We start from the raw sequence: 26,345 nt of genomic DNA, 5'->3' as shown, positions 1-26,345 counted from the left end.
GCCAGCGGTCACGTGAACCGCGCAAACAGGCCGAACACATGGCCGCTCCGACCAACGCCGCAAAGTGAAGATTCTCCTTGCCAACCAGGAGCCGTTCGTTGCGGTGCGGCTGAGGGCTGCTTGTGACCCATTTCGGAACTCAGCCTGAAGATCAGAAGCGAGGTGAAGAGAACCCGACGGCCGGGACAACTGTTTGTGGGCCGAGTTCAATGCACGTAGCAGAAAGTGATTTGCTAAGCTATTCTTGTCGGGTTGTGGGAGCACGCAATGTCGAAGGCAATTGCCGTCTTGGGCTCCGCTCTGTTCTTCGTCATTGCGCCGTTGGTGCTGGCAGGCTTCGTTCCTTGGTGGGTCACGCATTGGGAATTTCGGCCAGCTTTTTTCGGCGTCGATCTAACCCGCATCCTCGGCGGTATATTGATCATCGTCGGAGTGCCCGGACTCGTGGATTCATTTGCCCGTTTTGCGCTGGAGGGGCTGGGGACGCCCGCCCCGATCGCGCCGACACAAACGCTCGTAGTGACTGGCCTTTATCGCTACGTGCGAAATCCGATCTACATCGCGGTCGTCGCAGTCATTTTTGGTCAGGCCCTTTTGTTTGGTGATTGGCGGCTCCTCTGGTACGGCGCGCTACTCTGGCTTTTTTTTCATGTCTTTGTGGTGATTTACGAAGAACCGACGCTCAAGCAAACATTTGGCGCGGAGTACGAGAGCTTTCGGGCTAATGTGCCGCGCTGGATTCCGCGGTTGAAGCCATGGCGAGCCGCATAAAAGAATTGCTGCAAGCGGCTCGACGCCGGCTGCAACAAACATTGCGAGACGGCGAAGCGTAGCAAGCGCGCCTAGCGGCCTCGCCCCGGAGGGCCCACTACCTTAGCCGCCGGGGTTGAAAATAGCACACGGGCCGGGCAACTGCTCCGCACGCCGTGTCTTTCCGATCTGGAGGAAGACCGGCCGTCTGCGCCTGCGCATTATGAGAACCGAATCTGCCCGCTGGAGACCGTCCGCCGGCGCTCAACATGTCCGTCCACCAGAGCTAACCGGAAGTCACGCTGCGCGTAGCGATGCGCTGAACCCTCAACGGACATTTATGGGGTCTGTTCCAGCCAATAGCTTAAGGATATAATCTGGCCAGCCTCAGTCGGACTGCTGCTAGGTTCAGACCCATGAAGCGGTGGCGCCCAGTCAGCATTATCTGCATGGTTGTCACTGCGGGCCTGCTGGATGCCGGGGCCCTTGTCGTTGGTCAGTCACGCGTGCCGACAGAAGCCATAGTGTCCTCGGTAACACGTACACCGGAGCTTATTGAACGCGCGTGGCACCTGCCAGTGGCAGCTACGTTCCACAGGAACGTTAACTGGCAATCAAATAGCTCTCGTTGCGGACCTGCAGCTGTTGCGAATGCGTATAGGTCGCTCGGCGAGGCGGCAAGCACGGAGGGCAAGGTGCTGGCCGGCACCGGGCGGTGCTGGACAGGCTTATGCATCTGGGTCTCACGCTTGACCAGCTGGCCGAGGTCGCGGGGACCAACACGAGCCGCAAAGTCACTGTCTTGCGTGATCTCAGCGAGGACCAGTTTCTGGAGCATCTGCGTCGCTCCAACGATCTGGGCCGACGCTACATCGTGAACTTCAATCGCGCGCAAATTTTTGGTGCTGGTGTTGGACATCATTCGCCCATTGGCGGCTATCTGGAAGCCGAAGATCTAGTTTTGGTGCTCGATGTCAATTCCAGCTACCAGCCATGGCTAGTCGAGCGAAGACGGCTGTTCGCAGCTGTAAATACGTACGATGGCGATAAGAAGCGCGGGCTGCTGCTGATCGAGTAATTGCAAATCCCTGCGGCCTGTCAGGCGAAGGCGAGCGAGGCGGTGGAGGTGACCAGGCGATCGAATAAAACAAGGCTGCGAGCTGCTGCCTTGCGACGGGCCTGCTCGTGGCCCGATGCTGCCAAATGCTGCTCCGAGGGTCGGGTGTCGAGTGCAGATCGGAATCGGTTTGCAGGCCCTTAGACCGCCGGTTTTGATTCCGACATTTGTCGCACATAGGCCACGCCATAAGCTAAGCTCGATGGAGCTATTGGAGGCCGGGAATGAAGTGCCTGCGCATATATGCAACTCCAGACGGCGAATCCCATTTTGGGGAAGTTGATGTTCCCACGACCCTAACGCGGTCGTTTCCGAATGGCGCGCCTGCCGCTAACTATGAATCCGCACGTTCCGCTTTCTACGAAGCTTCGCGAGTTCGTTTTGTTCATATCCCTCCAGGGGCGCGCGAAGCGGACTTTCATAATTCACCGGGCCGGCTCCTAGCCATCTGGCTGGATGGCGAGGTCGAGTTTGAAACGAGTGACGGAGAGGTTCGACGTGTCTCGGCTGGAAAGGCAGTTCTAGTTGAGGATGTGCACGGGAAAGGACATATCTCGCGCCAATCCACCGGAAGGGCAGAACGTTATACAGGTCATGCTGCCACACGGCCTTGACGCGCCCGCTGCGTAGTCGGTGGTTGGCCCGATGGCGAAGTTCGGTTCGGCTCAGATATGGTCTGCTGATCGGGGCACACCGGAAGTGACACGGCGCCGTTCAAACCCGCGCTTTTGACCCATTGCGGACCTCGCCTGTGGCTGACCTGACGCCGTTCTAGGCGCCGGGAAAAAGCTTGAGCAATCAAATCGGGCGGGCGATCAGCGCTTGTCTGCCGTTTGATCGTTGGCCTTCTTCTCGAGTTCATCGATTCTGTCGAGTGCGTTGCTAAGGAGCTCGCCTAGCACCGGCAGTGTCGAGTAGAGCTGCTGCGGCATACCGGGTGTTGCAGCATGTATCACTCGCTTTATTTCCACTCGCATCGCCATGGCCGTTCTCGCAGTGCCTATCCTGATCGGAGCTAAGTTAGACGCGACTTCGTCGACTCTCCGTTGGCAGAGTCACTTGCGACGATCCTGCTCAATCTGGTTAGCAGTGGCGAGTTTTCCCTTGATGTACTGCTTTAGATCACCGACCTCTTTTTCAAGGGCCTCCCGCGGGATGTTTTGACTCTCGGCCCCCTCAACGAGGCGATCAACTAATACGTCCACGCTTTGTGAAGCGCCCGGCGTCCCATATTGCTCCGCAGCGTGAACGCTGTTCTCGACCCAAAAATCAATGTACTCGCGTGTCGTCGGTGGCATGTGAAGTTTCTGCCAGTATTCAATGAGCTTCGTGTGGAGCGTAATTATATGCAGAGCTGGGGGCAAGGCGGCGCCCGCATGGCGGAGCCTTAGCCATCGGACGTTCCAGTTTTGGCCAGGTTCTCCCGGTTTTGCCAGCTGTCCTGCTTCCATCCTCAGCGGCCTGGTCGATTTCGCAGTCGCCTGTTTTGCCTCATGAGTGCATAATGGGGGATGCCCGATTCCCACTACCGAACCTGCCACTGTGGAGCAGTCTATAGCCGAAACGAGGCCATGGCCCCCGGTCGGCAGATCGCCAGCTTCGAGTGCTCGGTTTGCGGCGAGACCACGGAATCGTGGAACACCGCCTGGGTGCCCACCTATAAATTGATTGCTGGACCCGTCCGCCTTCCGCGACCCAGCTAGTTATTGCAACGCTTAGCAATTCCGCGGATTAGCCCTTGATGGCAGAGTCGTTCGGCACTTCATTCACTATCGTTGAGGTGACTTCGGACGACGCTCCGAAGCCAACGAAGCAGATGTGGCTCGCCTTTGCCAAACCCAAACAGGCATTGACGCTAGTGCTTGCTGCCGTTCCCGAAGGCTGGACCGCGGAAATTGTGCCGGCCGTCCTGACTGAAAAGCAGCAGAGGATGTTCGAGGAGCTCGACCTCGAACCCGGCGATGTTTACAGGATCGCTCCAGATTAAGAGATCCTCGGTGGAGCGAGTTCTACTATTCACCAGGCCGGATATGGCTCGAACGAGGTTCCCTTTTCGACCGCCTTCTGACATAATTCGGCATGGCAAAAATAAAAGTGAGCTTCAAACCAGTCCGTAAATCCGAGGGCGATTGGGCTATCATTGCCGAGTACCCGGGCACAGAAGCGCGAGAGATTACGGGCTTCGCGAGCAAAGCCGATATTGACGAGTGGATGAATGGAGAGCGTCGGATCGCTTGGCTCCGATCACAGGGTTACGCGAAGTGACTCGGTGACCCCTTAGGGCGCGCCCGGCGCTTCGTGCTCAGAAGATTCGCTCGCGGGCGGCCGAGACTCTCGCGGCAAGCGGGGGCTGAACGCTCGTGGCCCGCAGGTAATTCCCGCGGCCGGTAGCCCAACGTGTCGACTCACAAAGAAGTGTTAAACTCGCTTACAAGTTGGCGGCAGCCTTGAAGTGGGCCATCAGGCGTCATTAGGCGAGTTGGCCGTGAGCGATGAGTGCAAGGATCCTACGCAAACGGCGGGACCTCGACCAGCGTTCCGATCAATCGCAACAATGCTTGCTGTTCGGGTCCCTTCCCGTCACGCAAGAACTCACCCAGCTCGATGTGAGAGAGCCGGCCACCAGAGGGCGCATTGGGTTGGTGGATGATGAAAGCGTAACCGTTTGCGGGCTCGCGTGCGATGAACCATGCGTCCCCGTTCGGGCTCCGATAGAGCTCCCGCCGGTCTGACATTTTTCCTCCCTGCTGCCTCCTGGCATTGTCTGATGGACGCTTGCGGGAAAGATGCGGAGATCAGTGAAAATACGAAAGCTGATCTTCCGTAACCACGCGCTCGATGTTCTCGGACCTGCACTTGATGCGGTATCTTACTCGTCCATCGGACTCGATCGGCATGCACTGTACGATCGTGTAGATCTTTGGCCCTTCAGTTGCGGCGCGTCCTTGGGGACCTTGAGCTTGGTGCCGAACCCTCTTCGTTTAGCTTATAGGCGTATGACATATTTTCCTCGATGTTTAGGGCGCTCTCGGAGGTCTTGCTAGTCTTCAAGAATGGATTTGGTTGCATCGAATATCTGTTCTGCTGTGCCCTTAATCGTGCCCTTTGCCCAGGCTTGGAAGACTGCGACGTAGGCGTTCTTGTAAGCCGCTTCGTCTGCGGAAAAGTAGACTTCGTCCGTGGCGGTATCCAGGACAAGCGCTCCTGTATCGATGCAGATTTCCTCGATCAGGACTAAGCGTTCTTCTTGCTCGGCCAGATGACGTTTAACGATGCTCATTGACTCTCCTGCTTGGCACTGAGGAATCACGTTCCCGATGCGGCCGGTGAACATGCTGACGTAGTCCACCGGACACAGGCGCAACAGGAAGCCGCAAGTCGCGCCCGCTTTTCGATCTTTTTACCTGCTTGAATGAAAAACCCCGCCCCGATAACTCGGGAGCGGGGCAGGACCACAAGCTCTACCAGTACATCCGTGGCTAGAGCGACAGGTCTGTCGTGCTCTTAACTAAGCAGCACGAAGATTTTCGGCAGCGGATTTGCCAGTACGACGGTCTGCGACGACATCGTAAGACAGGGTCTGACCTTCGGTCAGAGTTCCCATGCCGGCGCGTTCGACCGCGCTGATGTGAACGAAGACGTCGTTGGTGCCGTTTGATGGCTGGATAAAGCCGAAGCCCTTTTGGGTATTAAACCACTTCACTGTACCGGTGTTCATCAGGTTTTCCTTCTTGTGCGCGCAGGACCTGGCGCGCTAGTTGCGGCCAGTAGTCCGGTTAGTCGATGTTGGAGAATGTCTGAAACGTGCGCGCCGTCAGGATCTGAGGCGAAAGCGGAACAGTTGTTCGGCCAGTATCGATACGTGAGACAGTACCCTAGCAGTTGACAGACTTCAAGAAGAAAGCCAACGGCGCGTTAGCGTGGTAGTGCACCGATGGTCGAGAAGAGCACGTCGACCCGGCGACTAGCGCCGGCGAGGCTTGAGTGGTCCAAGTTGGATCGGAAGCATGGTATGTTCCACATGTCGGGATCAGCTACAAACGACGGAGTAACGTCCTTACGTTCCCTCCAGAGCGTTTCGAAGGGTCTTGAGTAGATACTCAGGCCTCCACGACTTCCCGACATTGACCGCGTCTCGCAGGGCTGGATGGGCTTGGAGGTCGGCGGCAACGTAGCCGCTGGCAAGAATGAACGGTACCGACATCGCCCGGAGCGCTTGCGCGACGGGGGTGACCCATTCTCCAGCGAGGTTGACATCGAGGATGGCCGCGTCGGGCCGGTCAGCCCTCAACAGCTTCAAAGCGCGATCAATGTCTGGGACGGGACCGATCACGCGGTATCCCGCAGTCCTTAACTGGGTGTCGAGCTCCAATGCGATGAGATACTCATCTTCGACAACCAAGATTCGGGGAGCGTCGTGCACAATGTGTCCCCGGGGGTTCAAGACTCCACAGGCGCGGTGATGTGCACCCTTAAACCGGTCGGCTCATACTTCAGTTCCACGGAGCCGGCTAAGCCCTGCACTGCGCTGAGATCGATCAGCCTAGAGCCGAAGCCGGAGCGAGTTGGCGGAGTGACGGGTGGGCCGTTTTCCTCTCGCCAGTCGATGTGCAGGAAGGTTTTGCCCTCCTCTTCCGGCGTACGCCAGCTCAGGTGCACGATTCCTTCGGGGCTGGAGAATGCTCCATATTTCCAGGCATTGGTCACGAGTTCATGCAGAATGAGGCTCATCGGCATGATCTGCCGTGGGTTGAGACGCACCGCCGGTCCGGGGCTCACCCGGTATCGCTCGGGGCCTGCGACCTTTAGCGATTGCTCCACAAGGGCACTCAGATTGGCTTCAGCGCTGCTGGCCAGCGCGATGGTCTCGGCTTCGGCCACGGCCTGGAACCGTCCCAAGAAGGCATCGCGGTATTCGTTGGCTGTGCGGCCCTCCACATCCGTCTGATTGGCAAGGGAGCGTACGATCCCCAGAAGGTTCTTCATCCGATGGCGCGTTTCAGCGAGGAGAATGTCTTTTTGGACGTCGCTTTGCCGCCTGTCGGTCACGTCCTCCAACAGGATCAGGAGGCTGGTGCTGTTATTGTCAGGGTGAACGAGACGACGTGCGCTGACCAGCATTGTGCGTCGACCGATCGTCGGGAACTCTGCTGTAACCTCATATCCGACGACGGCGGTAGATCGGGGAATGATCTCGCCGACGAGCCGCCTGAGTTCGGCTATGTCCCATTGACCGCCACCAAGGTCGAACAGGCTGCGTCCAACCGTCTCATCCCGAGCCACCCTGAAGGTTTCATAGAACCCGCGGTTGGCCGTAAGGACGCAGCCCGCCCGGTCAAGCACCAGGAGGGGCTCCTCCAGTGTGTCAACGATCCCTTGCGCCTGGACATGCTCGCTGCGCAGAAGCCGGTATAAGTCTTCGAGATTCATCTGCCCGCTCACCCAGAGGTTTCTTATAAGCTAATACTGGGCTGGGTCGTTCACAAAGGAAATTGGGCCAGTAAGCTGGTAAAGATGTCCGCACTTAACGCGGGCCCGTCCCAACTAAGAGCCACTGAATGTGGCTCAAGCGTCCTGACACTTGCCCTTGAGTCCGTTCAGGGTACCTGCGAGCGCTTCCGCTGAACACCTGGGCGCGCCCCTGCTTCTCACAGGATGTCCTCGTGGCCCATCTGCGAAGTTGCGCCTCGTCTCCCGGAGGTCCGCTGATGCGGCAGAGCGACCAGATTTGCTCGACCTGAGTTCTTCGCAGTTTGACCCATAGCGGAAATTCGTTTGACGACGCCGCCCTATGGTCTTCGGTTTCTGCTCGTGATCATATGTTTCAGCCAGTACCCAAACTAGGGGCGAGTATGAGGCGGCGGGAGTTGTTGCTCATTGCCATGGTTGGCGCGGGATATTTTCCCGAATTGCTTCGCGCTCAGCCCGCTAAGGGCAAGATAGGTTATCTGCATCCCGTTACGATAAATCCTAATCACATTACCTTCTCGGTGCTTGCGGGGGAGTGGCGCCGCCTCGGGTATGTCGAAGGCGAAACTGTTTTGACCCGCTCCGGAGAGGGTGACCCACAGCGACTTCCCGAGTTAGTCCGAGATTTGACCGGCAAAGGAGTGGGCGTCCTGATTGCCGTCGGGGCCCAAGCCGTCCGCGCGGCTGCTAGCGGGGCCTCAAGCACTCCAATAGTGGCTTTCGATTTGGAGACTGACCCCATCCAAGCCGGGCTCATTCGCAGCGTTGCGCGGCCCGGTGGCAACGTCACAGGGCTTTTTCTCGATACACCTGTCCTTGCCGCCAAGTGGATTCAGCTGATGCGCGAGATGGTTCCAGCTTTGGACCGTGTTGCTTTTGCTTGGCAGCCATCAGCCGGAAGAAGCCAGCTCGACGTGGCGCTCCGTGTTGCCGAGAACCTGGGGGTCGAAACGACTGTTCTGGAATTTAGCGTCAACGACGATTTCCCCAGTCTGCTCTCAGCCATCGCAGGACTGAAAAGAACCGGCATCATCCAGCTCTCAGGCCCTGGGATTACCCCTGTTGCGGAGAAGTTTGTTGCTGCCGCAACGCAGATCAATCTGCCAACCCTCTCGTTTCTCGGTGAAGCGGCAAGGCGCGGGTTCTTGATGAGTTATGGGCCCAACCAGAGGGATTACTTTCCCCGCGCGGTTCAGTTAGCTGATCGAATATTGGGTGGCGAGAAAGCATCTGAGCTCCCGGTGGAGCGTCCCTCGAAATTTGAGTTCATCGTGAACTTGAGGACAGCAAGAGCGCTCAATCTGGTTGTGCCGCCGACATTGCTGGTTGGTGCGGACGAGGTTATCGAATAAGATCCGCTGTTGGCCGATTTTGTTGCAAAAGTCGGCTGTAACCGATGGGTGTCGTTCGGCCATTCGCTAGGGGCCGACCGGCTTTGACCCGCCGCCCCTGACGCTCTCAACGCAACTCCTACGCTACGCAATACACAGGGTCTGAGCAGGTGGTGGTCGCGCAGCCAGCGAAGCGAGGCGCCTCAGATTTTGAGCGATGGCAGCCAGAACAAACTCATCCTGGGCGCCTTGTGGACCACGAAGGCGAAGCCGACCAAACCTCAGGATGCGCTTCAAGTGCGCGAACCGCATCTCGACCTTCTTGCGCTCGCGGCGGGACCGCTCAAAGCCCTCGGTGCCAGCGAACGATCGGGGGACGTCTCGGGCATGCTCATGGATATCGCGCGGGACTTTGCGTGACGGCTCCTTTGGGCAGCACTGCGGCTTGAGGGGGCATACATCGCAGTCGAGCTTGCTTGCACGATATAGAAGCGTCTTTCCCTCGTGCACGGTGCCACTTGTTCCGAGCTGCTTTGCGCCCGGACAGTGGTAGACGTCGGCGGTCGGATCGTATCGAAAGTCGCTGCGCGAGAAGGTGCCATCATCTCGTTTCGATTTGTCGAGAACAGGAATATGCGGCGCGATGCCCTTCTCGGCCAGCCAGTTCAGCATCGGAGCTGCCCCGTAAGCGGTATCCCCGACAAGCCTTTCCGGTTGGATGCCGAAGCGCTCCTCTGTTCGCTCGATCATGGTCCTTGCTGCGCCGACCTCGGCCTGGCGAATGGCACGGGAGGCTTCGATATCGAGGATGACGCCGAACTTCACGTCGATGAGATAATTGTCGGAGTAAGCGAAGAATGCCGGCCCCTTGTGAGCGCCGGTCCACTGGGCCGCGGGGTCGGAGAGCGAAACGAACTTCGGAATAACATCGCTGGCAGCGCCCCACGCCGTATCGTCGAGGGTCTCTAGATACTCCTTCACCGCGCGGCTTGACCTCGCCGGATCACGATCCCTGCGCCAATCCTGATCCGCAATCGAGCGCTGCTTGTTAGCGTCGGCCGCAATCAGTCTCGCATCAACGGCAAAGCCTTCGCCACCAACCAGACCGGCCGCAATGCACGCCTCGACGACACGTTCAAATACGCGACGAAAAACATCCCCCGCGCGAAAACGCTCATTGCGGGCACGCGAGAACGCCGAATGATCCGGCACAGCATCCTCGATACCCAGTTTGCAGAACCAGCGATAGGCGAGGTTCACCTGCACTTCGCGACAGATCAGCCGCTCCGAGCGGATCGCGAAGACATACCCCACGATCAGCATCCGGATCATCAGCTCCGGATCGATCGACGGGCGCCCCGTGGACGAATAATGAGGAGCAAGTTCGCTGCGAAGCCAAGTCAGATCGAGAGCAGTGTCGATCCTCCGCACCAGATGATCTTCGGGGACCGCGTCGCTGAGATGAAACTCGTAGAACAGTTGACCTTGGTCACTCTTCAGACGGCCCATCATGGATCGACCTCGCCGAGAATCGCGTCAACCCAACGGAATCACCGTTCGAGGTCTTACTCAACCGACTTTTGCAATAAAATCGGCCAAAAGCCGAACAAGGCTGCGGCCATTGTGATTGGCCGCTACTTCCCCCTGAACCGGACGCGGCGCCGAGCTCACCTCGACCGCTGCTTATGACCCATTGTGGGCCCTAGTTTCGGTCAGACTTACGTCAGTGCCTTATTCAATGGCGAATCCGGTGAGGTAAAAAGGAACCATCGGCCTTCTTGCGCGTTCTAGCTTGTTGGCCGGCCAACGGGGTGTCCGCCAATCTTTTCCCGAACCGAATGGCCCTGGCGTGGGCCTCCTCTCGCCCCGAGAGACCCTTTTTATGTCCAATGTCGAGGAATTTCCGCTCTCCTCCCGTCGCCAGCCGACGGAGTTCGAGGCACTGGTGGCAGCCGGCCAGGCCGCACTGGATGCCATTCCTGGGGCGGTTTACCTTTGCGATGCCGAGGGATTGCTGGTCGCCTTCAATACCGAGGCGGTGGAATTGTGGGGCAGAACCCCCAACCTAGGTAAAAAGGAGCGCTTCTGCGGTTCGCACCAACTCTACCTTCTCGATGGAAGTCCGCTGGCCCATAGCGATTGTCCCATGGCTACGGCAGTTCGGGCTGGAACGCCCACGCGCAACGCCGAAGTCATCATGGCGCGGCCGGACGGCTCTCGCTTTACGGCCCTGGTCAGTATCCGAGCGTTGCGCGACCACTCCGGGATCATCCAGGGCGCCATCAACTGCTTTCAAGACATCACTGAACGAAAGCGGATCGAAGAAGAGATACGACAGAAAACGCAGGACCTGGAGGATTTCTTCGAGAACAGCGCGGTCGGTCTTCATATCGTCAGCGGTGAAGGCATCATCCTTCGCGCAAACAGAGCCGAATTAGCTCTGCTCGGGTATAGCCCAGAGGAGTACATTGGCCGTCACATCGCGGAGTTTCATGCCGACGCTCCCGTGATCGGCGACATCCTTCAGCGCCTTTCCTGCGGCCAGCCGCTCGAACGTTATCCCGCGCGGATGCGAGCGCGAGACGGCTCGGTGAAGCATGTGCTGATTACATCAAACAGCCGTTTTGTGGACGGCAAGTTCGTCAATACACGTTGCTTCACCGTCGACGTCACGGACTTGCAAGCCGCCAATGAGGCGCGTCAGGCCAGTGACGCACGACTTGCAGCGACGTACGAGGCTGCCATCGTCGGCATATCGGAGGCGGACGAGCGCGGGCGCTTCTTGCGGGTGAATGATGCTCTTTGCGGAATAACTGGCCGCTCGCGCGACGAACTGCTCGGGATGACTTTTCTCGACTACACCGATCCGGATGACCGGGCGAAGGACGCCGAACTCTATGCAGCTCAGGTGCGCGGCGAGGTCGAGAACTACAAGATCCGCAAGCGTGCGCTTCGGCCCGACGGCTCTGTGCGCCACCTCGATATCTCGAGTTCGACGGTGCGCGACCCGAGTGGTCGCTTTCTCTATGGCGTGCGTGTTGCCCAGGACGTCACCGCTACGAAACAGCTGGAGGATCGACTGCGTGAAGGCGAGCAGCGCATGCGCGATCTCCTTGAGGCTCTGCCCGCCGCGATCTACACCACTGATGCCGAGGGCCGGATCAATTTCTTCAATCGCGCCGCGGTCGAGATGGCGGGCAGAACCCCCCAGCCTGGCGATGAATGGTGCGTAACCTGGAAGCTTTATTGGCCCGACGGCTCGCCTCTGCCGCACGATGAATGTCCAATGGCGGTCGCGCTGCGTGAAAACCGCCCAGTTCGCGGAGCGGAGGCAATTGCCGAGCGTCCAGACGGCAAACGCGTGCCTTTCATTCCTTATCCGACGCCGCTGCGCGATGCGGAAGGAAACTTGATCGGCGCCATCAACATGCTCGTCGACATCAGTGAGCGCAAGCTCGCAGAGAATGCCCAGAAGGTGCTCATCGACGAACTGAACCACCGCGTCAAAAACACGCTTGCCACCGTGCAGTCCCTCGCGAGCCAGACTGCCCGCCATGCTGCCGATCTGCAGGAATTTCTGCCGACGTTCACAGGACGGCTGTTGGCCCTCTCGCGTGCGCATGACCTTCTAACGGGACGAAATTGGCAAGATGCTCCTTTCGAGCAACTGGTTCACGATATCGTCGCGCCGGTCTCCGGCGGGCGGGTTGTCACAGGCGGGCCGAACGTCAATCTAGATGCCCGCACGTCACTAAGCGTCACCATGGTGCTCAACGAGCTTCTGACCAACGCGGCAAAATACGGCTCTCTGTCGGCCCCGGGGGGAGCGGTGTCGTTCACCTGGAGGGCTGTGGAGGGCGAACGGTCTCAATGCGGGTTAGAATGCGAATGGCGCGAACGCGGAGGCCCTCTGGTCGCGCCACCCAAGCGGCGTGGGTTCGGCACCCGGCTGATGGAGCGTTGCGTCGAACATGATCTCGCAGGCGAGTTCGACCTGGCGTTCGAGCCGGAGGGTACGCGCTGTCGCATGAAGTTTCCCATTAGGGTCACGTCTACCAATGTCTGAGGTATCCGCCGCCAGGGTCCTCCTCGTCGAGGACGAGGGTTTGGTCGCCCTTATGATCGAAGACATGCTGGAGGAATTGGGTCTTAAAGTCGTTGCCTCTGCGGCTCAACTGAAAAAGGCATGCGAGTTAGCGACGACCGGCTCCTTTGATCTGGCGCTTCTGGATGTCAACTTGGCTGGAGAGTTTGTTTTCCCAGTGGCTCGCGTCTTACGCGAGCGAAGGATTCCCTTCCTCTTTAGCACGGGATATGGCGCACCGCCCCTCGAGGAGGAGTTCAGAGATGTCCCTGCTATCGGTAAGCCCTTCTCGCAGGACCAGTTGAGCGAAAAGCTGCAGACGCTTCTGTCGCGTTCCTAGCCTCCTCGGATCACAGACTTCGTTCTGCCGCTGACGGTGATCGCGCGTGGATCTTTGGAAAAGCCTATCTCCTTGGCGAAGCTCGCGCTCCGGGTCCGCGAGATGTTGGAGAACGGCGTTCGCCTAAGCAGCCATATCCGCTTCTAGCCCTGAGCTGAAAACTACTGAGCCGGTTTGGATGTCTGCTGTTAGCAGTTGACCGGACACGGGGCCGCACCTGCCCCGACCGCCGCTTTTGACCCCGAGGCGAAATCGAGGATTCGCCGGTCTTCTGCTTTGCATCAACAAGCGGACCACTTACCAACGGACCGCCACCTACGGTCCGGCGCGCATCGCGATCCTGCCTCCATCGGCCACTCGGTCGCTGGGATGCAGAACGACCCGATCTTCCGCGGTGAGCCCAGAGAGGACCTCGGCCACTCGGCTGTTTCGGTGGCCGACGGTGATCGCGACGGTTTTGGCGCGGCCGTTCTCGTCGGTGAAAACGGCCCAGTGGTCGCCTTTCCGAAACAAAGCGCTCACCGGCACCGTCAGGGCGTCCGGAGCGCTCCAGGTGGTCACGTGGACGACGACCCGGTAGTCATGCCCAAGCGAGGCCCACGCCTCGGGCGGATCCGCGAAGTCGATGGTCACCCGAACCCGCTGTTCTTCAATGCCGAGGGCGGAGATTTTCAGGAATCCGGCCGGGTCGACGCGGACCACCTTCCCCTTGATGGTTTGGCCACCCCACCCGTCGATCCGGACGGGGGCGCCGACCTTGATCTGGACCGCATCGGTCGAGAGCAGGTCTGCCACAACCTCCATATCAAGTGGGTTGCCGATGTCGACGAGGGGCGTCCCGGGAAGGACGGTCGCCTCGCTGTCCTGGGCGATCTTCAGCACTCGTCCGCTCGCCGGCGCGAGCACCCGGACGCAGCAAGTCGGCTCCGCAGAAGGCGCGGCGTTGGCCGGGTCCATCAATCGAGCGGCCAGGCTGGTTCGCACCGCGCGGCGCATCTCGACTTGGGCCTTGGCGCTCGCCAGATTGGCTTCGCTCGTCGCCACCTCGAATTTCGCTTTGTCGAAGGCCTGGGCCGAGGTCGACTGCGTCCGCAGCAGCGTTTGCGCCCTCTGGAACTCGGCCCGAGAGAACTCCAGCGCGGCCTCGATGCGCTTCACCTCGGCCTCCTGCTGCTGGATGGCTGCATCCGCAGCAAGAACCTCTGCCTGAAGCTGGTCGCGTGAGCGCACGTCGATGAAGCCCGGCAGCGTCGGCTGCATCAGGGCAATGACAGTCTGGTTGGCGACGACTTCGTCGCCGACGTGAAGCGAAGGTCCTTGGTCGCCGAGCGGATGCGAGATTCTCAGGACCTTTCCCGCGATCGGCGCTGAGACGGTGTAGACGTGACGCACACGGGTCTTGCCGTCGTCATCCGCCGTGACTTCGATCGGCCCCTTCCTGACGGTCGCGAGGTCAACCAGAGTAGGCCGCGGCCAGGCGAACCAGACCAGCCCTCCCGCGATCGCGGCCAGTGCCGCAGCGCCGATGATACGTTTAGTCCAGTTAGCCTGCATGGCTAGTCTCGCGTCTTGAGGACCGCGACGAGGTCCAGGTTGTCGATACGCTGGCGGATGACCGCGGCGGAGGCGATGGCCGCCAGCACTACGACGGACGTCGCGACCACGTAGGTCGAGTCCTCGACGACGAGGCGAACGCGCATCAGTTCGCCCGCGAGATTCGTCTTCATGACCCAAGCGAGCCCGTAGCCCACGAGCCAACCCGGCGGTTGCGCGACCAGCGTCAGGATTGTCAGCTCCAGCAGCAGGATCCGCAGGACCTCGCCGCGCGTGAAGCCCAGCACGCGCAGGCTGGCCAACTCCCGAGCCCGTTCGGAGAGCGAGATCCGGGCGTTGTTGTAGACGACGCCGAACGCGATTACCGCGGCCAGTCCGGTGTAGATGCTTGCCATCGTGGTGACGAGGAGCGCTACGGTCTTGCGGAAATTCGCCAAAGAGACGCGCTGCAACGCCACGCCGCCGACCGTCGGCATGGACTTCACGGCCGCGTAGAAGTCCTCCTTCCGATTCTCGTCGAGGCTGAGGTTCACGCTGTTCACGACGGGCGCCTCGCGCATGAGTCTGCGGAGCGCCTCGATGTCCATCATGCCCCGGATGCCGAAATAGTCCTCTACGGTTGCCACGATCGGCATGCTGACCGTGCGGCGGGCACCCTCCAGCAGATCGAGTTCTACCGTGTTGCCGGCCTGTACGCCGAGGATGTGACCGAGCATGGCGGAAATGGCGAGGCCCGTCCCGGGGAGTGCGACCGGCCGGAGGTCGGCGTCGATGATGCGCCGCAGATCGGCACCGGCGGGCCGGCCGCTGATCGTGATCGTGCGTTCGACGTTGCCATGGCGGATCCGCACGGGCACCTCACGGAACGGCTCGGCAGCGAGTACGCCCGGCAGCCGGTTCACCTGCTCCACGACGTTCTCGATCCGCTTCTCGGCGAAGCCGATGGTCACGTCCTGCCTGTCGGCGAGGAAGTATGTCACGTCGATCAGTTGCTCCATGGTGTCGCGCGTGAACAGCGACACGACCAGGATGGCGGTCGCCAGCGCCATCCCAAGCGTCGTGAATGCTGCCCTGACCGGATGGCGGGCGATGTTCCGGATCATCATCAGCGTCGGTTGCGACATGACCTGGTCGAGCTGGATGCTCGCCGGCAGCAGCCGCCGATAGACCGGAGGCGCCGGCGGTTGCATGGCGACGGCCGGCGCCAGCTTGACCACTTCGCGCAGCGCCCGCAGCGCGCCGACGGCGGCGGCGGCGGAACTAAGGGCGCCGGCGGTAAGGTATAGATCCGGCGCCTTCGCGAACACCAGGAAGGGGAAGTGGAAGAAGTCGCCGAACAGCGCGGTGACGCGATATCCGAGCCACGTGCCGGCGACGCCGCCCAGGATGACCCCGATAACCACGATCAGTGCCACGAACTTGAAGTAGTGCAGCACGATGCTGCTGTCGGCGTAGCCCAGTGCCTTCAAGAGACCGATCTGCTCCCGTTCGAGCGCGACCAGGCGGGTCAGGGTGAGATTGACCAGGAAGGCGGCGACCAGCAGGAAGATCGGAGGCAGCGTACGGCTCATGTTGTTGAGCATGTCGAGCTCATGATCGAGCCAGGCGTGCGAGGTCTGGTCCTTCCGGCCGTGGGCCGCTTGGCCGCCGTAGGGATCGAGCAAGACGTCGAGCCGCGAGATCACCTCGCGCTCGGACGCACCGGGCTGCAGCTTGATCGATACCGCAGAGAAGGCGCCATCGAGATCGTAGACGCCGGCAAGCGCCTTCTCCGACATCCAGACGATGGCATAGCGGCGGTCATCCGGCATCAGGTCGCCTGGCCCGACGGTGTAGACGAACTCCGGGGACAGCGCGGTGCCGACGATGACGAGCTCGCGCTTCTTGCCGTTGAGTATGGCCGAGAACCGCGCCCCTTCCGAAAAGCCGTGGGCCCGGGCGAACGGCTCGTTGACGACGACCTCCTCGGCGCGCCCCGGCTCCGGAACCCGTCCGGAACGCACGTAGAGCCGATTGAGATGCGGCTCGCCGTTGTCGGGCAGCGAGACGAACTGTGCGCTGGCGGGCTCAGAGAACCCGGGAATGTCGAGTAGCGCCGGCTTGGCGATGCGGGCATCGACAGCGGCGACGCCTGGTATTTCGCCTATCCTGTAAGCGAGTGCCTTGGGGGCCCGCTTCGCCTGCGCGAACACGTCGGCGAAGCCGTAGCGTTCGTAGTACGCGATCCGGGTCTCCTCCAGAGATCGGTGCGAGCCGACAGCGAGCACCAGCGTAGCGACGCCGCCTCCGACGACGAGCGCGACGGCAAGGACCTGCGCCCAGAGCCGCCTGACGTCCCGGAACAGCTTGATGTCGAGCGCGCTCATGCCCTCACCAGGTGAGTTCGGCCGCTTCTCGGCGGGCCTCGTTCTTCCGGACGCGGGCGATCCGGCCGTCGGCGAAGAATAGCACCCTGTCCGCGACCTCTTGGATGCTAGCGTTGTGCGTGATGATGACAGTTGTGGTGCCGAGCTGCCGGTTGACCCCCAGCAGAGCTTCGATGACACGAATTCCGGTTTTCGAGTCCAGCGCCCCGGTCGGCTCGTCGCAGAGCAGCACCGCCGGACGCTTTGCGATCGCGCGGGCGATGGCGACGCGCTGCTGCTCGCCGCCGGAGAGCTGGGCGGGAAAGTGATGCATCCGCTCTTCGAGCCCGACCAGCGCGAGGGCCTCGTCAGGCCGCATCGGGTTCTTGGCGACCTCGGTGACGAGCGCGACGTTTTCGTAGGCCGTGAGGCTCGGCACCAGATTGTAGAACTGGAACACGAAGCCGACGTGATCGCGGCGATACTTCGTTAGCTCCCGATCCTCAAGGTCCGTCAGGTCCAGATCGCGAAAGAACAACCTGCCGCTGGTCGGTCGGTCGAGGCCGCCCATGATGTTGAGCAACGTCGTCTTGCCGCTGCCGGACGGGCCGAGCAGCACGACCACTTCCTTCTCGGCGATTTCGAGATCGACGTCGTTGAGCGCATGCACCCTCACCTCGCCGGAGACGTATGTTTTGGTCAATTCCTTCGCGGTGAACACGGCGTCGCTCATGGCTGCCCTTTCGAGAAGGGATTGTAGGCCGGATCCGCCGCTCCGGTATTGACGTAGGTCAGAGTCCCGGCCGCTCGTCCGGAGCAACGGCGGATTCACGGACGAGCGTCGCGATGCTCGCCGCCCAGACGAGCGCCATGGCGAGCAGCACCCACTTGAAATCGGAATGGATCATGAAGTTGACGGCGGCCATCAGCCCGATCGAGAGCCCGCCGGCGATTCCGGCGCCGGCCGCAGCGACCGGCCGATGGTCCCAGAGGGATGTCCACGCCAGCGTGAGCGCGAGCACTCCGGTGGCCGCCACGTAGCCGCCCATGACCCGAAACACGTGCGTGAGCCACGATGTCAGCCTCGGACCGATCGACTGCAGTTCCGCCGGGGTGAGGCTCATGTACCGGATGTCCTCGGGCAGCAACGCAGGCCGTAGGAATAGGAAGTAGATCCCGACGCCGATCAGCAGGACGCCGGAAGCCGCCAGGAGCATCGATGATGGACGCCAACGCCCCAACTCTCGCGCATCGTGGCCGCCCCGGATCAGCCGTGGTGAAGGCTGCTGCCCGAGGAGCCCGGACCGAGAATCCGGCTCAGGCGCGGAATGAAGCCCGGCACTTCCGCCGCGTACTTCGCGTAGGCTTCGCCGAACTCGGATCTGGTGTCTCGCTCCTCGTCCTTCGCAAGCTTCACGTACATGATCGTCAGCACCGGGAACATCGGCAGCGTGAGGATCGTCGGCAACTGCAAGAGGAAGCCGAACATAACCAGGACAAAGCCCACGTACTGCGGATGCCGCACGTAGCTGTATGGGCCGGTGGTCGCCAGGCTTCTGGTCTGCTGCGCGTCGTACAGAACGCGCCAGGCGGCTGAGATCAGGATGAAACCGGCGCCGATGAAGATAAAGCTCAGGATGTGGAACGGTCCGGCGCGCGGATTGGCCTTCCAGCCGAGCATCATCTCGAGCAGGTGACCGGCGTCATGGGAGAACCAGTCGACATTTGGGTAGTGCGACTGCAGCCAGCCGGACAGGAAGTAGATGGTGAGCGGGAAGCCGTACATCTCGACGAACAGCGCGACCAGAAAGGCGCTGAAGGCGCTGAAGGAGCGCCGGTCGCGGGAAGTCTGCGGCTTAAAGAAGCTGTAGGCGAACAGGATGAACACCGCCGAGTTGACGATGACGAGGCTCCAGAGGCCGTAAGCGGGCGCGATGTCGTGCATCACACGCTCCTTGGGTCGTTCGGCCGGCCGCCGCCGTGATGGTGCCCGTGTCCCCCGTGCATGAAGAAGTGCATCAGCGGGCAAGCGAGCAGAGGCAGCCAGACCAGGAGTCCGAGGACATGGGCTCGGTGCTCGGTGAACAGGAGCGCGCCGGCGATGGCGAGGAATCCCATCAGGACGAGGCCGGCCTTCGCTTTGGTGGACATGCCCTCCTCAGGGCGCTCTCGATACCCGGGATGATCCTGCACCGACATTGCCACGCTCCTATGGATGTAAGGAGACTACCGCCGCGGTTGTCATCATTGTTGAGGCACATCAAGTTTCCGGTAAGCTCACTTATTTTGCATCCGCATACCCATCGGGCCGCCCTGCATCATCGGCATCATGCCCATCTGAGGCGCGAGCAGTTCGTCGGCGGCCGTCTTCTGCTCGTCAGAAAAGCTGGTCTCCCCATGTGAGCGGACATCCTCAGACCGCCCCGGCATGTCTCAAACGGGCCCGACCGTGCGGGTCGACGGATCCACCAGCATCACGCGCTCGGCTGAGTAGACATAGCGGTACTTGGTGAGCGAAGGCCCCCAATCGGCAGGCACCGCCTCGAGCTCGACTTCGCGCGGCACGGGCTGACCGACCACGATCTTCTCGCGGGTCTGCACGGGCCGACCTTGTGTTCGGTCACGTATGTGCGGATCTTCGTGCGGTATTCCGGTTCGATCTAGACGGCGGCGGCATGGCCGGTCCCGGTAGTGACGACAGTGGACTGCGCCATGGCGCCCGTCGATATCAGCGCGGCGGTGGCGCACGCCAGCATCAGCCTTTTCATCGAAATCTCCTGTCCGCAGGATGCGGCCTGCGAGAACACGCGAATGATGGCAAGGTTCCGGGATTGTGGTGGTGATTGCTACTTTTTCCCGGCGCTTGGACGAACGCGAAATGCGGTGCAACGGGGAATTCCGCCAAGGCCTCGACAGGCACGCCGGCACTGCGGCCGTCCAGTCGCGGTGGCTCGGCTGAGAGCGCGACAGCGGCGCGTCCGCCGGACCGGCCGGTAGAAAAGGAAAGCCGCCCATGGGCGGCCAGTTTTGGTATTGCCTGTTCTACTTATTCTTGAGGGCATCAGCGGCATCGCGCGCTGCGTCCTTCACATCTCCGGCGCGGAATGCGCGGATCCCTTTGCCTGGTCGATCTTGCCTTCTGCTTTCATGTCTTTGTTACCAATAAGCTTGCCTGCACCTTCTTTGATCGCGCCTTTTGCCTTGTCAGCAGCGCCCTTCACGTGTTCGCGGTCCATGATCGTATTCTCCTTTGCCGATCCGGACGACCAGCCAAGGAAAGCTTTGCGAACTCGTTCCTTCAAAGAGTCATGGCGTTACCAATTTCGCGGTCGCAGTTCTGAGACCTTGGCCGCTCCCAGTCCTCGCTGGCAGCGGCTGTCCCAGAACTTCTCCGTTCAAGGTCATTTGAGATTCTAGGAATAGTCACGACCAGCAATGCTATCGAGCCAAGGCTCCCTTGCTATTGACGTAATCCTCGACTGAGATCAGGCCCGGATCGACGGACGCGAAGGTTCCGGCGCGTGTTCATCGCTTCTGCAGCACCGCCGAGAGCACCGAACCGTCGTTTAAGATCGACAAGACCTCCCGAGAGGACAGATGGCCGGCGGCCTCCTCGAAAGTATCGCTCGCCTCGACTTTGGCGCGGCCGACGGCCAGGTTTGCGTCGATCGTGTCGGGTCGGGCGGCGCGAGGAGGCGGCAGCTGCGCGAGGTGGAAGGCTAGAAGCGCAGGGTCTTCGCGCAGCTCCACCAGTGCGGGCGCGATTGGTATATCCGCCGACGCGCTCAATTCATTCGCCCGCCCCAGCACCGCAGGCGGCTCTCCCTCCTCCGGTGTGGCGAACAGTCTGCCGAATGCGGGCTTGGCAGTCAGCGCGCCTATGGGAACGGCGAACAGCAACCCCACGATGACGGGCGACATCCAGAGCAGAAGGGGCAGCGAAACAGCATAGGCGCTTGCAGCCATCGCGACCCCGCACAAGGTCGGAACGCCATATTTCCGATAGAGCTCCCCGCGCTCCACAGTGCCGTCGTCGCGCCTTTGCGTCTGCCACCCCGCATCACGGCCGGCGAGGATCTCGATGACGGCGATCGACTGGAAGATCATCATCACGGGCGCCATCAAGGCCGAGACGACGATTTCTGCGAGAACTCCCGCCGAGGCTCGAAAAGCGCCGCCGAATTGACGCCGCACCGACCGCCGCGTCCAGAGGAGGATTAAGCTGAGCAGCTTCGGCAACAGCAACAGCCCCATGGTGGCGACGAACACCCAGATGGCGAGCACGGGATCCTGGGCCGGCCAGGTCGGAAACAACGAGAATCCTTTCGGGAAATACTCCGGACGCACGAAACGGGCCTGCAGCGAGATCAACATCCCCAGCAGCAGGAAAAGCAACCACAAAGGCGCAGTCAGATACGCACCGATGCCCACCATGAAATGCAGGCGCGAGACCCAATGGAGACCTCGCGCAGGCACCACGGCCAGATGCTGAAGATTGCCCTGACACCAGCGGCGGTCGCGCGCCGCGAAATCGAGCAGCGAGGGCGGCACCTCTTCGTAGCTTCCACCCAGCGTCGGCAGCATGTAAATGCCCCATCCAGCCCGCCGCATCAGCGCGGCCTCGACGAAATCATGACTAAGGATGTGCCCACCGAACGGTTTCCGACCCCGAAGCTGCGGCAGGGCGGCCGCTTCGGCGAATGCCTTCACCCGGATGATGGCGTTGTGTCCCCAGTAGTTGCCTTCCGAGCCGTGCCACCAGGCGACGCCGGCGGCGATCAGCGGTCCGTACAGGCGGCCCGCGAATTGCTGGACGCGGCTGAACAGACTTCGCGCATTGACGATCATAGGTAGCGTCTGGACGAGCCCGGCGGTCGGATTGGTCTCCATGGCGTGGACCAAGCGGACGATGCTGTCCCCGCTCATGAGACTGTCTGCATCTAGAACGATCATGAAGTCGTACACGCCTCCGAACCGCGTGATCCACTCGGAAATGTTGCCGGCTTTCCGCGCGGTGTTGTCGGCGCGGTGACGGTAGTACAGCCGAGCCGTTCCCACGGCTTGGCGCAGCGCCAGCAGCGCTTTTTCCTCGGCGACCCAGATGTCGGGATCGGTGCTGTCGCTCAGGATGAACCAGTCGAACAGCTCTGAGTGCGACGTTGTCTCCAAGGATTCGATGATCGCCCGGAGCCGGGCCGTCAAGCGGTGCGGGTCTTCGTTGTAGGTGGGAAGCAGCATGGCGGTGCGGCCGGATACGGCCGGTAGTTCCGGGTGAGGCCGGAAGGCGTGCCGGTCTGGACGATGGGCCAGCAGCACGAAGAAGCCTGCCACCGCGGACGCGAAGGAAAAGGCGACCCAAGCGAGCAGGACCAGGAAAAGGACAAGCACCATGGCTTCGAGGACGGTGACGCCGCCGACCTCCAGCACGCGATACATCTCATAGCCACCGGCCGCGGTCAGCGCCGCCGTCGAGAGGAGAATGAGGCCGCGCCGCCAAGCCATGGTGGTGGCGACCGGCGCAGGAACTCGGTCCGACGCCCGGCTCTTTCCGAGATCGCCAGGAGCCATCGGAAGCGGAGATTCGCGCGGTAGCAGCCGCTGGGCCGCGATATCGCCGGCTATCGGCCGCGGTGCCGTGCTCAGGGTGCCCATCGGTAGACCCAGACTTCCGACAGCGGCTTGTCGCCTTCGGCCAGAAACGCGCGCAACTCGATCGGCTCCCCCTTCACTTGGCACTGGAAGCTCAGCCGCCAACCACCGGTGTAGGGATTGGGCTGCGTGACGATGTTCTTCACTTCGGACTTCTCCGCCGTCACCAGGCCCTTGATGACCGCAGGATCGACGCCCTTCAGGCTGTCGCCGACGAGGTCAAGGACGAAGAGGCGCGAGCCCTCGCCCCTCGCCCCGATCCCGCTTCGCGTGAACCTGGCAAGCGAGTGCGCCTTGGGACTGTCCGGCCCCCAATGCAGCCGATAGGTGTAGTTGTGCTCGCCCTTTGCCTGCAGCGGATTCTTCGGCCGCCAGAATGCGGCGATATTGTCGTGGACCTCCTCCTTTGTCGGGATCTCGAACAGCATGACGCCGCCCTCGCCCCAATCTCCAATCGGCTCCATCCAGAGACTTGGGCGTTTTTCGAAGCTGGATTCGATGTCCTGATAGGCGAAGAAGTTTCTCTCCCGTTGCATCAAGCCGAAGCCGCGCGGATTGAGATCCTGAAAAGTGCTGATCTGGAGATCACGGGGATTGCTGAGCGGCCTCCACAGGCTTTCGGCCTTCCCGTTGAAGACCGCAAGCCCGTCGGAATCGTGGACAGATGGGCGGAAATCATCGATGTCGTTGCGGTCGTTGGGACCGTAGAAGAACATGCTGGTCATCGGCGCGAGCCCGGCCCGCTGCATCTCGACGCGCGGGTAGACCGACATCTCGACATCGAAGACAGTCGTGTCCCCGGGCCGAACGGTGAATCTGTAGCTCGCTGCGCAGCTCTTGCTGTCGAGCAAAGCATGGATCACCAACGAGGTCGCACCAGGCGCGGGCCGTTCGAGCCAGAAGACCTTGAAGAGCGGAAATTCCTCGCCCTTCGCTTCGCCCGTATCGATCGAGAGGCCCCGGGCGGAAAGCCCGTACGTCTGCCCTTTGGCGACGGCCCGGAAGTAGCTCGCGCCCAGGAAGACGCAGACCTCGTCGTAATAGTCGGCGCGGTTCATCGGCGCGTGTATGCGGAAGCCGGCAAAGCCGAGGTCGGCCTCATCGAACGCCGGCACCTTCTCGTCGAATGAAAAATCCGCCTTGCGGTACTTGAGTTCGGTTGCCTTTCCGTCCGCGACCTCGAAGATGGTCACCCTGTTTTTGTAGAAGAAGCCGCGGTGGAAGAACTGGGCTTCGAACGGAAGATTCTTGCCGCGCCAGAGTGCGCGCTCGGGCAGGTATCGGATCGAACGGTACTGATCGTATTCGAGGTCCTTCAAGCCGCTCGGCAGCTTCTCGTCCGGCGCCTCGTACGGTTTGCCCGCAAGCATACGGGCGAGATCCCTCACCGTGGAGGGACCGAACGCGCCCTCTGGAGGGCCAGCGGCGGCGAAACCAGTCCGCGAAGCGAGCAGCAATGCCGGCAACACCGCCGACCCTCGAACAAGCTGGCGTCGATTCACGTGCTCTCCTACTCGCTACTGGTGCCGCGGCCAAGCAACGACCGCCGCGCCCGCGAGTTCCACAGCTTGGCGATCGCCAGCCACGGCGCTCCGCTGCGATCAGACACCGCTCCATCCGGCTCGGGTATCGCGACGGCTGCCGCCGGAATGATCTTGACATACGGCGCCGCAGGCGCCGGCCCAGGGCGACAGGACGGAACGAATCCGGCTGCGGGCGTTGAGTCCGCATGTGTGCCGTGGCGTTGCGTCAGTCTCGTTCGGGAGTATCGCGCGTTGCCGGCGCCCGCAAAGCTGCTATTGCAGGTTACATCGAGCCGTGTGACCCCACGTTGCGCGAGAATCCGCCGCGTGGCGAGGGTTGGGTCTACGAAATCAAGGCGGACGGCTATCGCGCCCAACTGCATCTTGAAGATGGCGATGCCATGGTCTATTCGCGCACGGGGCTCGATTGGACCGAGCAGTTTTCTTCGATCGCAGCCGCGGCTCATAAGCTGAAGGCGAAGAGCGCGATCATCGACGGCGAGGCCGTCGTCTACGGCAGCGGCGGCCTGCCGGACTTCCAGCAGCTCCGTTGCGAACTCGGCCGCAAACGCAGCGAGCGTGTGCGCTATCATGCCTTCGATCTCCTGCACCTCGACGGGTACGATCTGCGCGGCGCGGCGTACGAAGATCGCAAGCGGTTGCTGCACGAGCTTCTGAAGGAGGCACCCGAGACCTTCATCTACGTCGAGGCTCTCGAAGCCGACGGAGACAAGGTCTTCGTGAAGGGTTGCGAGCTCGGCCTCGAAGGTCTGATCGCCAAACGGCTTGGCCAGCCTTACCGCTCGGGCCGCCAGGAGACCTGGATCAAGCTCAAATGCAAGAAAAGCGACACGTTTCCGATCGTCGCTTTCGTCGAGAAGCTCGGTGCTCACCCACGTAAGATCGCTTCCCTATACGTAGGCCGTCGCGAGAACGGCAAGCTGAACTACGCGGGCAAAGTCCGTACCGGCTACACGGAGGCAGCCGCGCGCGAACTGCGCGAGCAGCTGGATCCACTGATCCGACGCACATCACGGCTCGACGTCAAGGTCAAGAAGCCGAAGGCGACCTGGGTCGAACCAACGGTCGATGCCGAGGTGGAGTACGGCGCGCTGACTGACGACGGTTTGCTGCGTGAAGCCGTGTTCAAAGGACTTCGCGACGATCTGACAGTGCGGAAGGTGAAGGCGCCGCGCCTGGTGCCCTCCTCAGCCGGACGGCCGAAGGTAGGCGTGCCCAAAGAAAACATCCTGCAGCTTCTTCCCCACGCGGTCGTCCCTTCCAAGGAAGACCTTGCGGACTACTGGCAGCGGGTATGGAAGAGAGCGCTGCCGCATCTCAGCCTCCGGCCGCTCAAACTGGTTCGGCACGTGCACGGCACCACCTTCTACCACAAGGGGCCTCTTCCGAAGGATATTCCGGAAGTCGTCCACCAGCTTCGCATCCAGAAGCGCGAGGGCGGTCAGGGCACGCGCCTCTGGGTCGACAGCCTGGACGGGTTGCTCGGCCTCGTGCAGATCGGAGCCGTCGAGCTGCACCCGTGGAATTCGACGATCGAGGACATCGAGCAGGCGGACCGGATCGTCATCGACCTGGATCCCGGCGAGGGCGTAGAATGGGAGCAGGTGGCCGAGACCGCGCTCGAGCTTCGCGCTTTTATGCAGCGCCAGGGACTGGAGACTTGGCCGAAGCTGACCGGCGGCAAAGGCGCCCACCTGATGGCGCCGCTCGGGGTACCGATGCTGCACGATCAGGCTCATCGGACCGCCCGGCGACTGTGCACTGAATTCGCATCGCGCGACCCCGAACGCTACGTCCTTTCGGCGCAGGCAACCCGCAACGGGCGGATCTTCCTCGATTACTTGCGCAACGGACGCGGGACCACCGCCGTCGGCACCTATTCGCCGCGGGCGCGCCAAGCGTTTCCGATCGCTGCGCCCGTCACCTGGGCGCGCATAGAGAAAGGCGTGAGGCCGGACGCATTCACGATGGATAGCCCCTTTCCTGTGAAGCAGAGGAGGCTCCCATGACGGATGCGTTCGACCGTTGGATCGAGTGGACCAAGAAACCGCCCGGGCAAAGGACGGGGCTGCCGTCCGAAATCCACGCCACCGTAAGATCGCTCCCTCGAGAACATCGCGCCGACCGGCAGAAGGTCAACGCCGCAGTTGAACATCGGGCCG

23 protein-coding genes and 1 pseudogene are annotated in these 26,345 nt (G+C 61.4%); 7 read left to right on the top strand and 17 right to left on the bottom strand.

The genetic code is table 11. The features are described 5' to 3' along the window. Positions 1–267: 267 nt before the first annotated feature. Positions 268–771 carry an isoprenylcysteine carboxylmethyltransferase family protein gene (locus GGD65_RS35215; protein WP_183238209.1) on the top strand — a complete coding sequence of 168 codons (504 nt, stop codon included), beginning with the start codon at positions 268–270 and terminating at the stop codon, positions 769–771. A 395-nt stretch (positions 772–1,166) separates the two neighbouring features. Next, positions 1,167–1,828, top strand: a pseudogene (locus tag GGD65_RS35210) (phytochelatin synthase family protein). An 854-nt stretch (positions 1,829–2,682) separates the two neighbouring features. Here the strand turns inward: GGD65_RS35210 and GGD65_RS35205 are convergent. Together GGD65_RS35205 and GGD65_RS35200 are read right to left on the bottom strand one after the other, a co-directional pair. Then, complete coding sequence (locus GGD65_RS35205; protein WP_183238208.1) at positions 2,683–2,850, bottom strand: hypothetical protein; 168 nt, start codon at positions 2,848–2,850, stop codon at positions 2,683–2,685. A gap of 72 nt (positions 2,851–2,922) precedes the next feature. Continuing rightward, positions 2,923–3,165 carry a hypothetical protein gene (locus tag GGD65_RS35200; RefSeq protein WP_018321044.1) on the bottom strand — a complete coding sequence of 81 codons (243 nt, stop codon included), beginning with the start codon at positions 3,163–3,165 and terminating at the stop codon, positions 2,923–2,925. 443 nt (positions 3,166–3,608) lie between these two features. On the opposite strand from GGD65_RS35200, the gene GGD65_RS35195 reads away from it, so the two are divergent. Then, positions 3,609–3,854 (top strand): hypothetical protein, encoded by a 246-nt coding sequence (locus GGD65_RS35195; protein WP_183238207.1) that lies wholly within the window; start codon positions 3,609–3,611, stop codon positions 3,852–3,854. A gap of 1,053 nt (positions 3,855–4,907) precedes the next feature. On the opposite strand, the gene GGD65_RS35190 is transcribed toward GGD65_RS35195, so the two are convergent. The 4 genes from GGD65_RS35190 to GGD65_RS35175 form a co-directional block, all read right to left on the bottom strand. Further along, positions 4,908–5,147 (bottom strand): hypothetical protein, encoded by a 240-nt coding sequence (locus GGD65_RS35190; RefSeq protein ID WP_157644424.1) that lies wholly within the window; start codon positions 5,145–5,147, stop codon positions 4,908–4,910. Between the two features lie 228 nt (positions 5,148–5,375). Beyond that, on the bottom strand, positions 5,376–5,585 hold the full coding sequence (locus GGD65_RS35185) for a cold-shock protein (protein ID WP_018321049.1): 210 nt from the start codon (positions 5,583–5,585) through the stop codon (positions 5,376–5,378). A 339-nt stretch (positions 5,586–5,924) separates the two neighbouring features. After that, on the bottom strand, positions 5,925–6,269 hold the full coding sequence (locus GGD65_RS35180; protein ID WP_183238206.1) for a response regulator: 345 nt from the start codon (positions 6,267–6,269) through the stop codon (positions 5,925–5,927). Positions 6,270–6,307: 38 nt separating this feature from the next. Then, positions 6,308–7,297: an HWE histidine kinase domain-containing protein gene (locus GGD65_RS35175; protein WP_018321051.1), complete on the bottom strand. Its 990-nt coding sequence runs from the start codon at positions 7,295–7,297 to the stop codon at positions 6,308–6,310. A gap of 437 nt (positions 7,298–7,734) precedes the next feature. On the opposite strand from GGD65_RS35175, the gene GGD65_RS35170 reads away from it, so the two are divergent. After that, on the top strand, positions 7,735–8,688 hold the full coding sequence (locus GGD65_RS35170; RefSeq protein WP_183238205.1) for an ABC transporter substrate-binding protein: 954 nt from the start codon (positions 7,735–7,737) through the stop codon (positions 8,686–8,688). 123 nt (positions 8,689–8,811) lie between these two features. Here GGD65_RS35170 and GGD65_RS35165 read toward each other — a convergent pair whose 3' ends face one another. Further along, complete coding sequence (locus tag GGD65_RS35165; RefSeq protein ID WP_183238204.1) at positions 8,812–10,179, bottom strand: transposase; 1,368 nt, start codon at positions 10,177–10,179, stop codon at positions 8,812–8,814. A gap of 370 nt (positions 10,180–10,549) precedes the next feature. On the opposite strand from GGD65_RS35165, the gene GGD65_RS35160 reads away from it, so the two are divergent. Both GGD65_RS35160 and GGD65_RS35155 read left to right on the top strand, forming a co-directional pair. After that, positions 10,550–12,733, top strand: coding sequence for a PAS domain S-box protein (locus GGD65_RS35160; protein WP_183238203.1), 2,184 nt, complete (start codon positions 10,550–10,552; stop codon positions 12,731–12,733). Next, the gene (locus GGD65_RS35155) at positions 12,726–13,091 is read left to right on the top strand and encodes a response regulator (RefSeq protein ID WP_018321054.1); all 366 of its coding nucleotides are present in this window, start codon (positions 12,726–12,728) and stop codon (positions 13,089–13,091) included. Before GGD65_RS35160 ends, GGD65_RS35155 begins: the two co-directional genes overlap by 8 nt. A gap of 315 nt (positions 13,092–13,406) precedes the next feature. Here the strand turns inward: GGD65_RS35155 and GGD65_RS35150 are convergent, their stop codons facing one another. From GGD65_RS35150 to GGD65_RS35105, 10 genes are all read right to left on the bottom strand, one after another. Beyond that, on the bottom strand, positions 13,407–14,645 hold the full coding sequence (locus tag GGD65_RS35150) for an efflux RND transporter periplasmic adaptor subunit (RefSeq protein WP_183238202.1): 1,239 nt from the start codon (positions 14,643–14,645) through the stop codon (positions 13,407–13,409). A 2-nt stretch (positions 14,646–14,647) separates the two neighbouring features. Next, positions 14,648–17,011 (bottom strand): ABC transporter permease, encoded by a 2,364-nt coding sequence (locus tag GGD65_RS35145; protein WP_018321056.1) that lies wholly within the window; start codon positions 17,009–17,011, stop codon positions 14,648–14,650. 4 nt (positions 17,012–17,015) lie between these two features. Further along, positions 17,016–17,723 carry an ABC transporter ATP-binding protein gene (locus GGD65_RS35140; protein ID WP_018321057.1) on the bottom strand — a complete coding sequence of 236 codons (708 nt, stop codon included), beginning with the start codon at positions 17,721–17,723 and terminating at the stop codon, positions 17,016–17,018. Between the two features lie 58 nt (positions 17,724–17,781). Then, positions 17,782–18,207, bottom strand: coding sequence for a hypothetical protein (locus GGD65_RS35135; protein ID WP_018321058.1), 426 nt, complete (start codon positions 18,205–18,207; stop codon positions 17,782–17,784). A 50-nt stretch (positions 18,208–18,257) separates the two neighbouring features. Next, positions 18,258–18,935 (bottom strand): isoprenylcysteine carboxylmethyltransferase family protein, encoded by a 678-nt coding sequence (locus GGD65_RS35130; RefSeq protein WP_183238201.1) that lies wholly within the window; start codon positions 18,933–18,935, stop codon positions 18,258–18,260. Next, positions 18,935–19,189: a DUF2933 domain-containing protein gene (locus GGD65_RS35125; protein WP_183238200.1), complete on the bottom strand. Its 255-nt coding sequence runs from the start codon at positions 19,187–19,189 to the stop codon at positions 18,935–18,937. Before GGD65_RS35125 ends, GGD65_RS35130 begins: the two co-directional genes overlap by 1 nt. Before the next feature lie 234 nt (positions 19,190–19,423). After that, positions 19,424–19,591, bottom strand: a complete 168-nt coding sequence (locus tag GGD65_RS40590; protein ID WP_245283311.1) for a DUF1236 domain-containing protein — start codon at positions 19,589–19,591, stop codon at positions 19,424–19,426. A gap of 485 nt (positions 19,592–20,076) precedes the next feature. After that, on the bottom strand, positions 20,077–20,226 hold the full coding sequence (locus GGD65_RS35115) for a CsbD family protein (RefSeq protein WP_371260728.1): 150 nt from the start codon (positions 20,224–20,226) through the stop codon (positions 20,077–20,079). A gap of 289 nt (positions 20,227–20,515) precedes the next feature. Then, entirely contained in the window at positions 20,516–22,642 is a 2,127-nt protein-coding gene (gene mdoH / locus GGD65_RS35110) for a glucans biosynthesis glucosyltransferase MdoH (RefSeq protein WP_183238199.1), read from the bottom strand. Further along, the gene (locus GGD65_RS35105; protein ID WP_183238198.1) at positions 22,630–24,141 is read right to left on the bottom strand and encodes a glucan biosynthesis protein G; all 1,512 of its coding nucleotides are present in this window, start codon (positions 24,139–24,141) and stop codon (positions 22,630–22,632) included. The genes mdoH and GGD65_RS35105 overlap by 13 nt, the downstream gene beginning before the upstream one ends. Before the next feature lie 227 nt (positions 24,142–24,368). On the opposite strand from GGD65_RS35105, the gene ligD reads away from it, so the two are divergent. Next, complete coding sequence (ligD, locus tag GGD65_RS35100) at positions 24,369–26,192, top strand: DNA ligase D (protein WP_026202480.1); 1,824 nt, start codon at positions 24,369–24,371, stop codon at positions 26,190–26,192. Positions 26,193–26,345 lie beyond the last annotated feature (153 nt).

Origin of the sequence: Bradyrhizobium sp. CIR18, from assembly GCF_014198295.1 — a bacterium.
Lineage (GTDB): Bacteria > Pseudomonadota > Alphaproteobacteria > Rhizobiales > Xanthobacteraceae > Bradyrhizobium.
This window is presented reverse-complemented; position numbering and strand designations above follow the sequence as displayed.

Bases quoted from the DNA above. Each gene is read 5' to 3' on its own strand.
- GGD65_RS35215 (WP_183238209.1), top strand. From the start codon at position 268: ATGTCGAAGGCAATTGCCGTCTTGGGCTCCGCTCTGTTCTTCGTCATT.
- GGD65_RS35205 (WP_183238208.1), bottom strand. From the start codon at position 2,850: ATGGCGATGCGAGTGGAAATAAAGCGAGTGATACATGCTGCAACACCC.
- mdoH (WP_183238199.1), bottom strand. From the start codon at position 22,642: ATGGGCACCCTGAGCACGGCACCGCGGCCGATAGCCGGCGATATCGCG.
- GGD65_RS35140 (WP_018321057.1), bottom strand. From the start codon at position 17,723: ATGAGCGACGCCGTGTTCACCGCGAAGGAATTGACCAAAACATACGTC.
- GGD65_RS35145 (WP_018321056.1), bottom strand. From the start codon at position 17,011: ATGAGCGCGCTCGACATCAAGCTGTTCCGGGACGTCAGGCGGCTCTGG.
- GGD65_RS35155 (WP_018321054.1), top strand. From the start codon at position 12,726: ATGTCTGAGGTATCCGCCGCCAGGGTCCTCCTCGTCGAGGACGAGGGT.
- GGD65_RS35160 (WP_183238203.1), top strand. From the start codon at position 10,550: ATGTCCAATGTCGAGGAATTTCCGCTCTCCTCCCGTCGCCAGCCGACG.
- GGD65_RS35150 (WP_183238202.1), bottom strand. From the start codon at position 14,645: ATGCAGGCTAACTGGACTAAACGTATCATCGGCGCTGCGGCACTGGCC.
- GGD65_RS35175 (WP_018321051.1), bottom strand. From the start codon at position 7,297: ATGAATCTCGAAGACTTATACCGGCTTCTGCGCAGCGAGCATGTCCAG.
- GGD65_RS35185 (WP_018321049.1), bottom strand. From the start codon at position 5,585: ATGAACACCGGTACAGTGAAGTGGTTTAATACCCAAAAGGGCTTCGGC.
- GGD65_RS35135 (WP_018321058.1), bottom strand. From the start codon at position 18,207: ATGCTCCTGGCGGCTTCCGGCGTCCTGCTGATCGGCGTCGGGATCTAC.
- GGD65_RS35200 (WP_018321044.1), bottom strand. From the start codon at position 3,165: ATGCCACCGACGACACGCGAGTACATTGATTTTTGGGTCGAGAACAGC.
- ligD (WP_026202480.1), top strand. From the start codon at position 24,369: ATGTGTGCCGTGGCGTTGCGTCAGTCTCGTTCGGGAGTATCGCGCGTT.
- GGD65_RS35115 (WP_371260728.1), bottom strand. From the start codon at position 20,226: ATGGACCGCGAACACGTGAAGGGCGCTGCTGACAAGGCAAAAGGCGCG.
- GGD65_RS35165 (WP_183238204.1), bottom strand. From the start codon at position 10,179: ATGATGGGCCGTCTGAAGAGTGACCAAGGTCAACTGTTCTACGAGTTT.
- GGD65_RS35195 (WP_183238207.1), top strand. From the start codon at position 3,609: ATGGCAGAGTCGTTCGGCACTTCATTCACTATCGTTGAGGTGACTTCG.
- GGD65_RS35125 (WP_183238200.1), bottom strand. From the start codon at position 19,189: ATGTCGGTGCAGGATCATCCCGGGTATCGAGAGCGCCCTGAGGAGGGC.
- GGD65_RS35190 (WP_157644424.1), bottom strand. From the start codon at position 5,147: ATGAGCATCGTTAAACGTCATCTGGCCGAGCAAGAAGAACGCTTAGTC.
- GGD65_RS35130 (WP_183238201.1), bottom strand. From the start codon at position 18,935: ATGCACGACATCGCGCCCGCTTACGGCCTCTGGAGCCTCGTCATCGTC.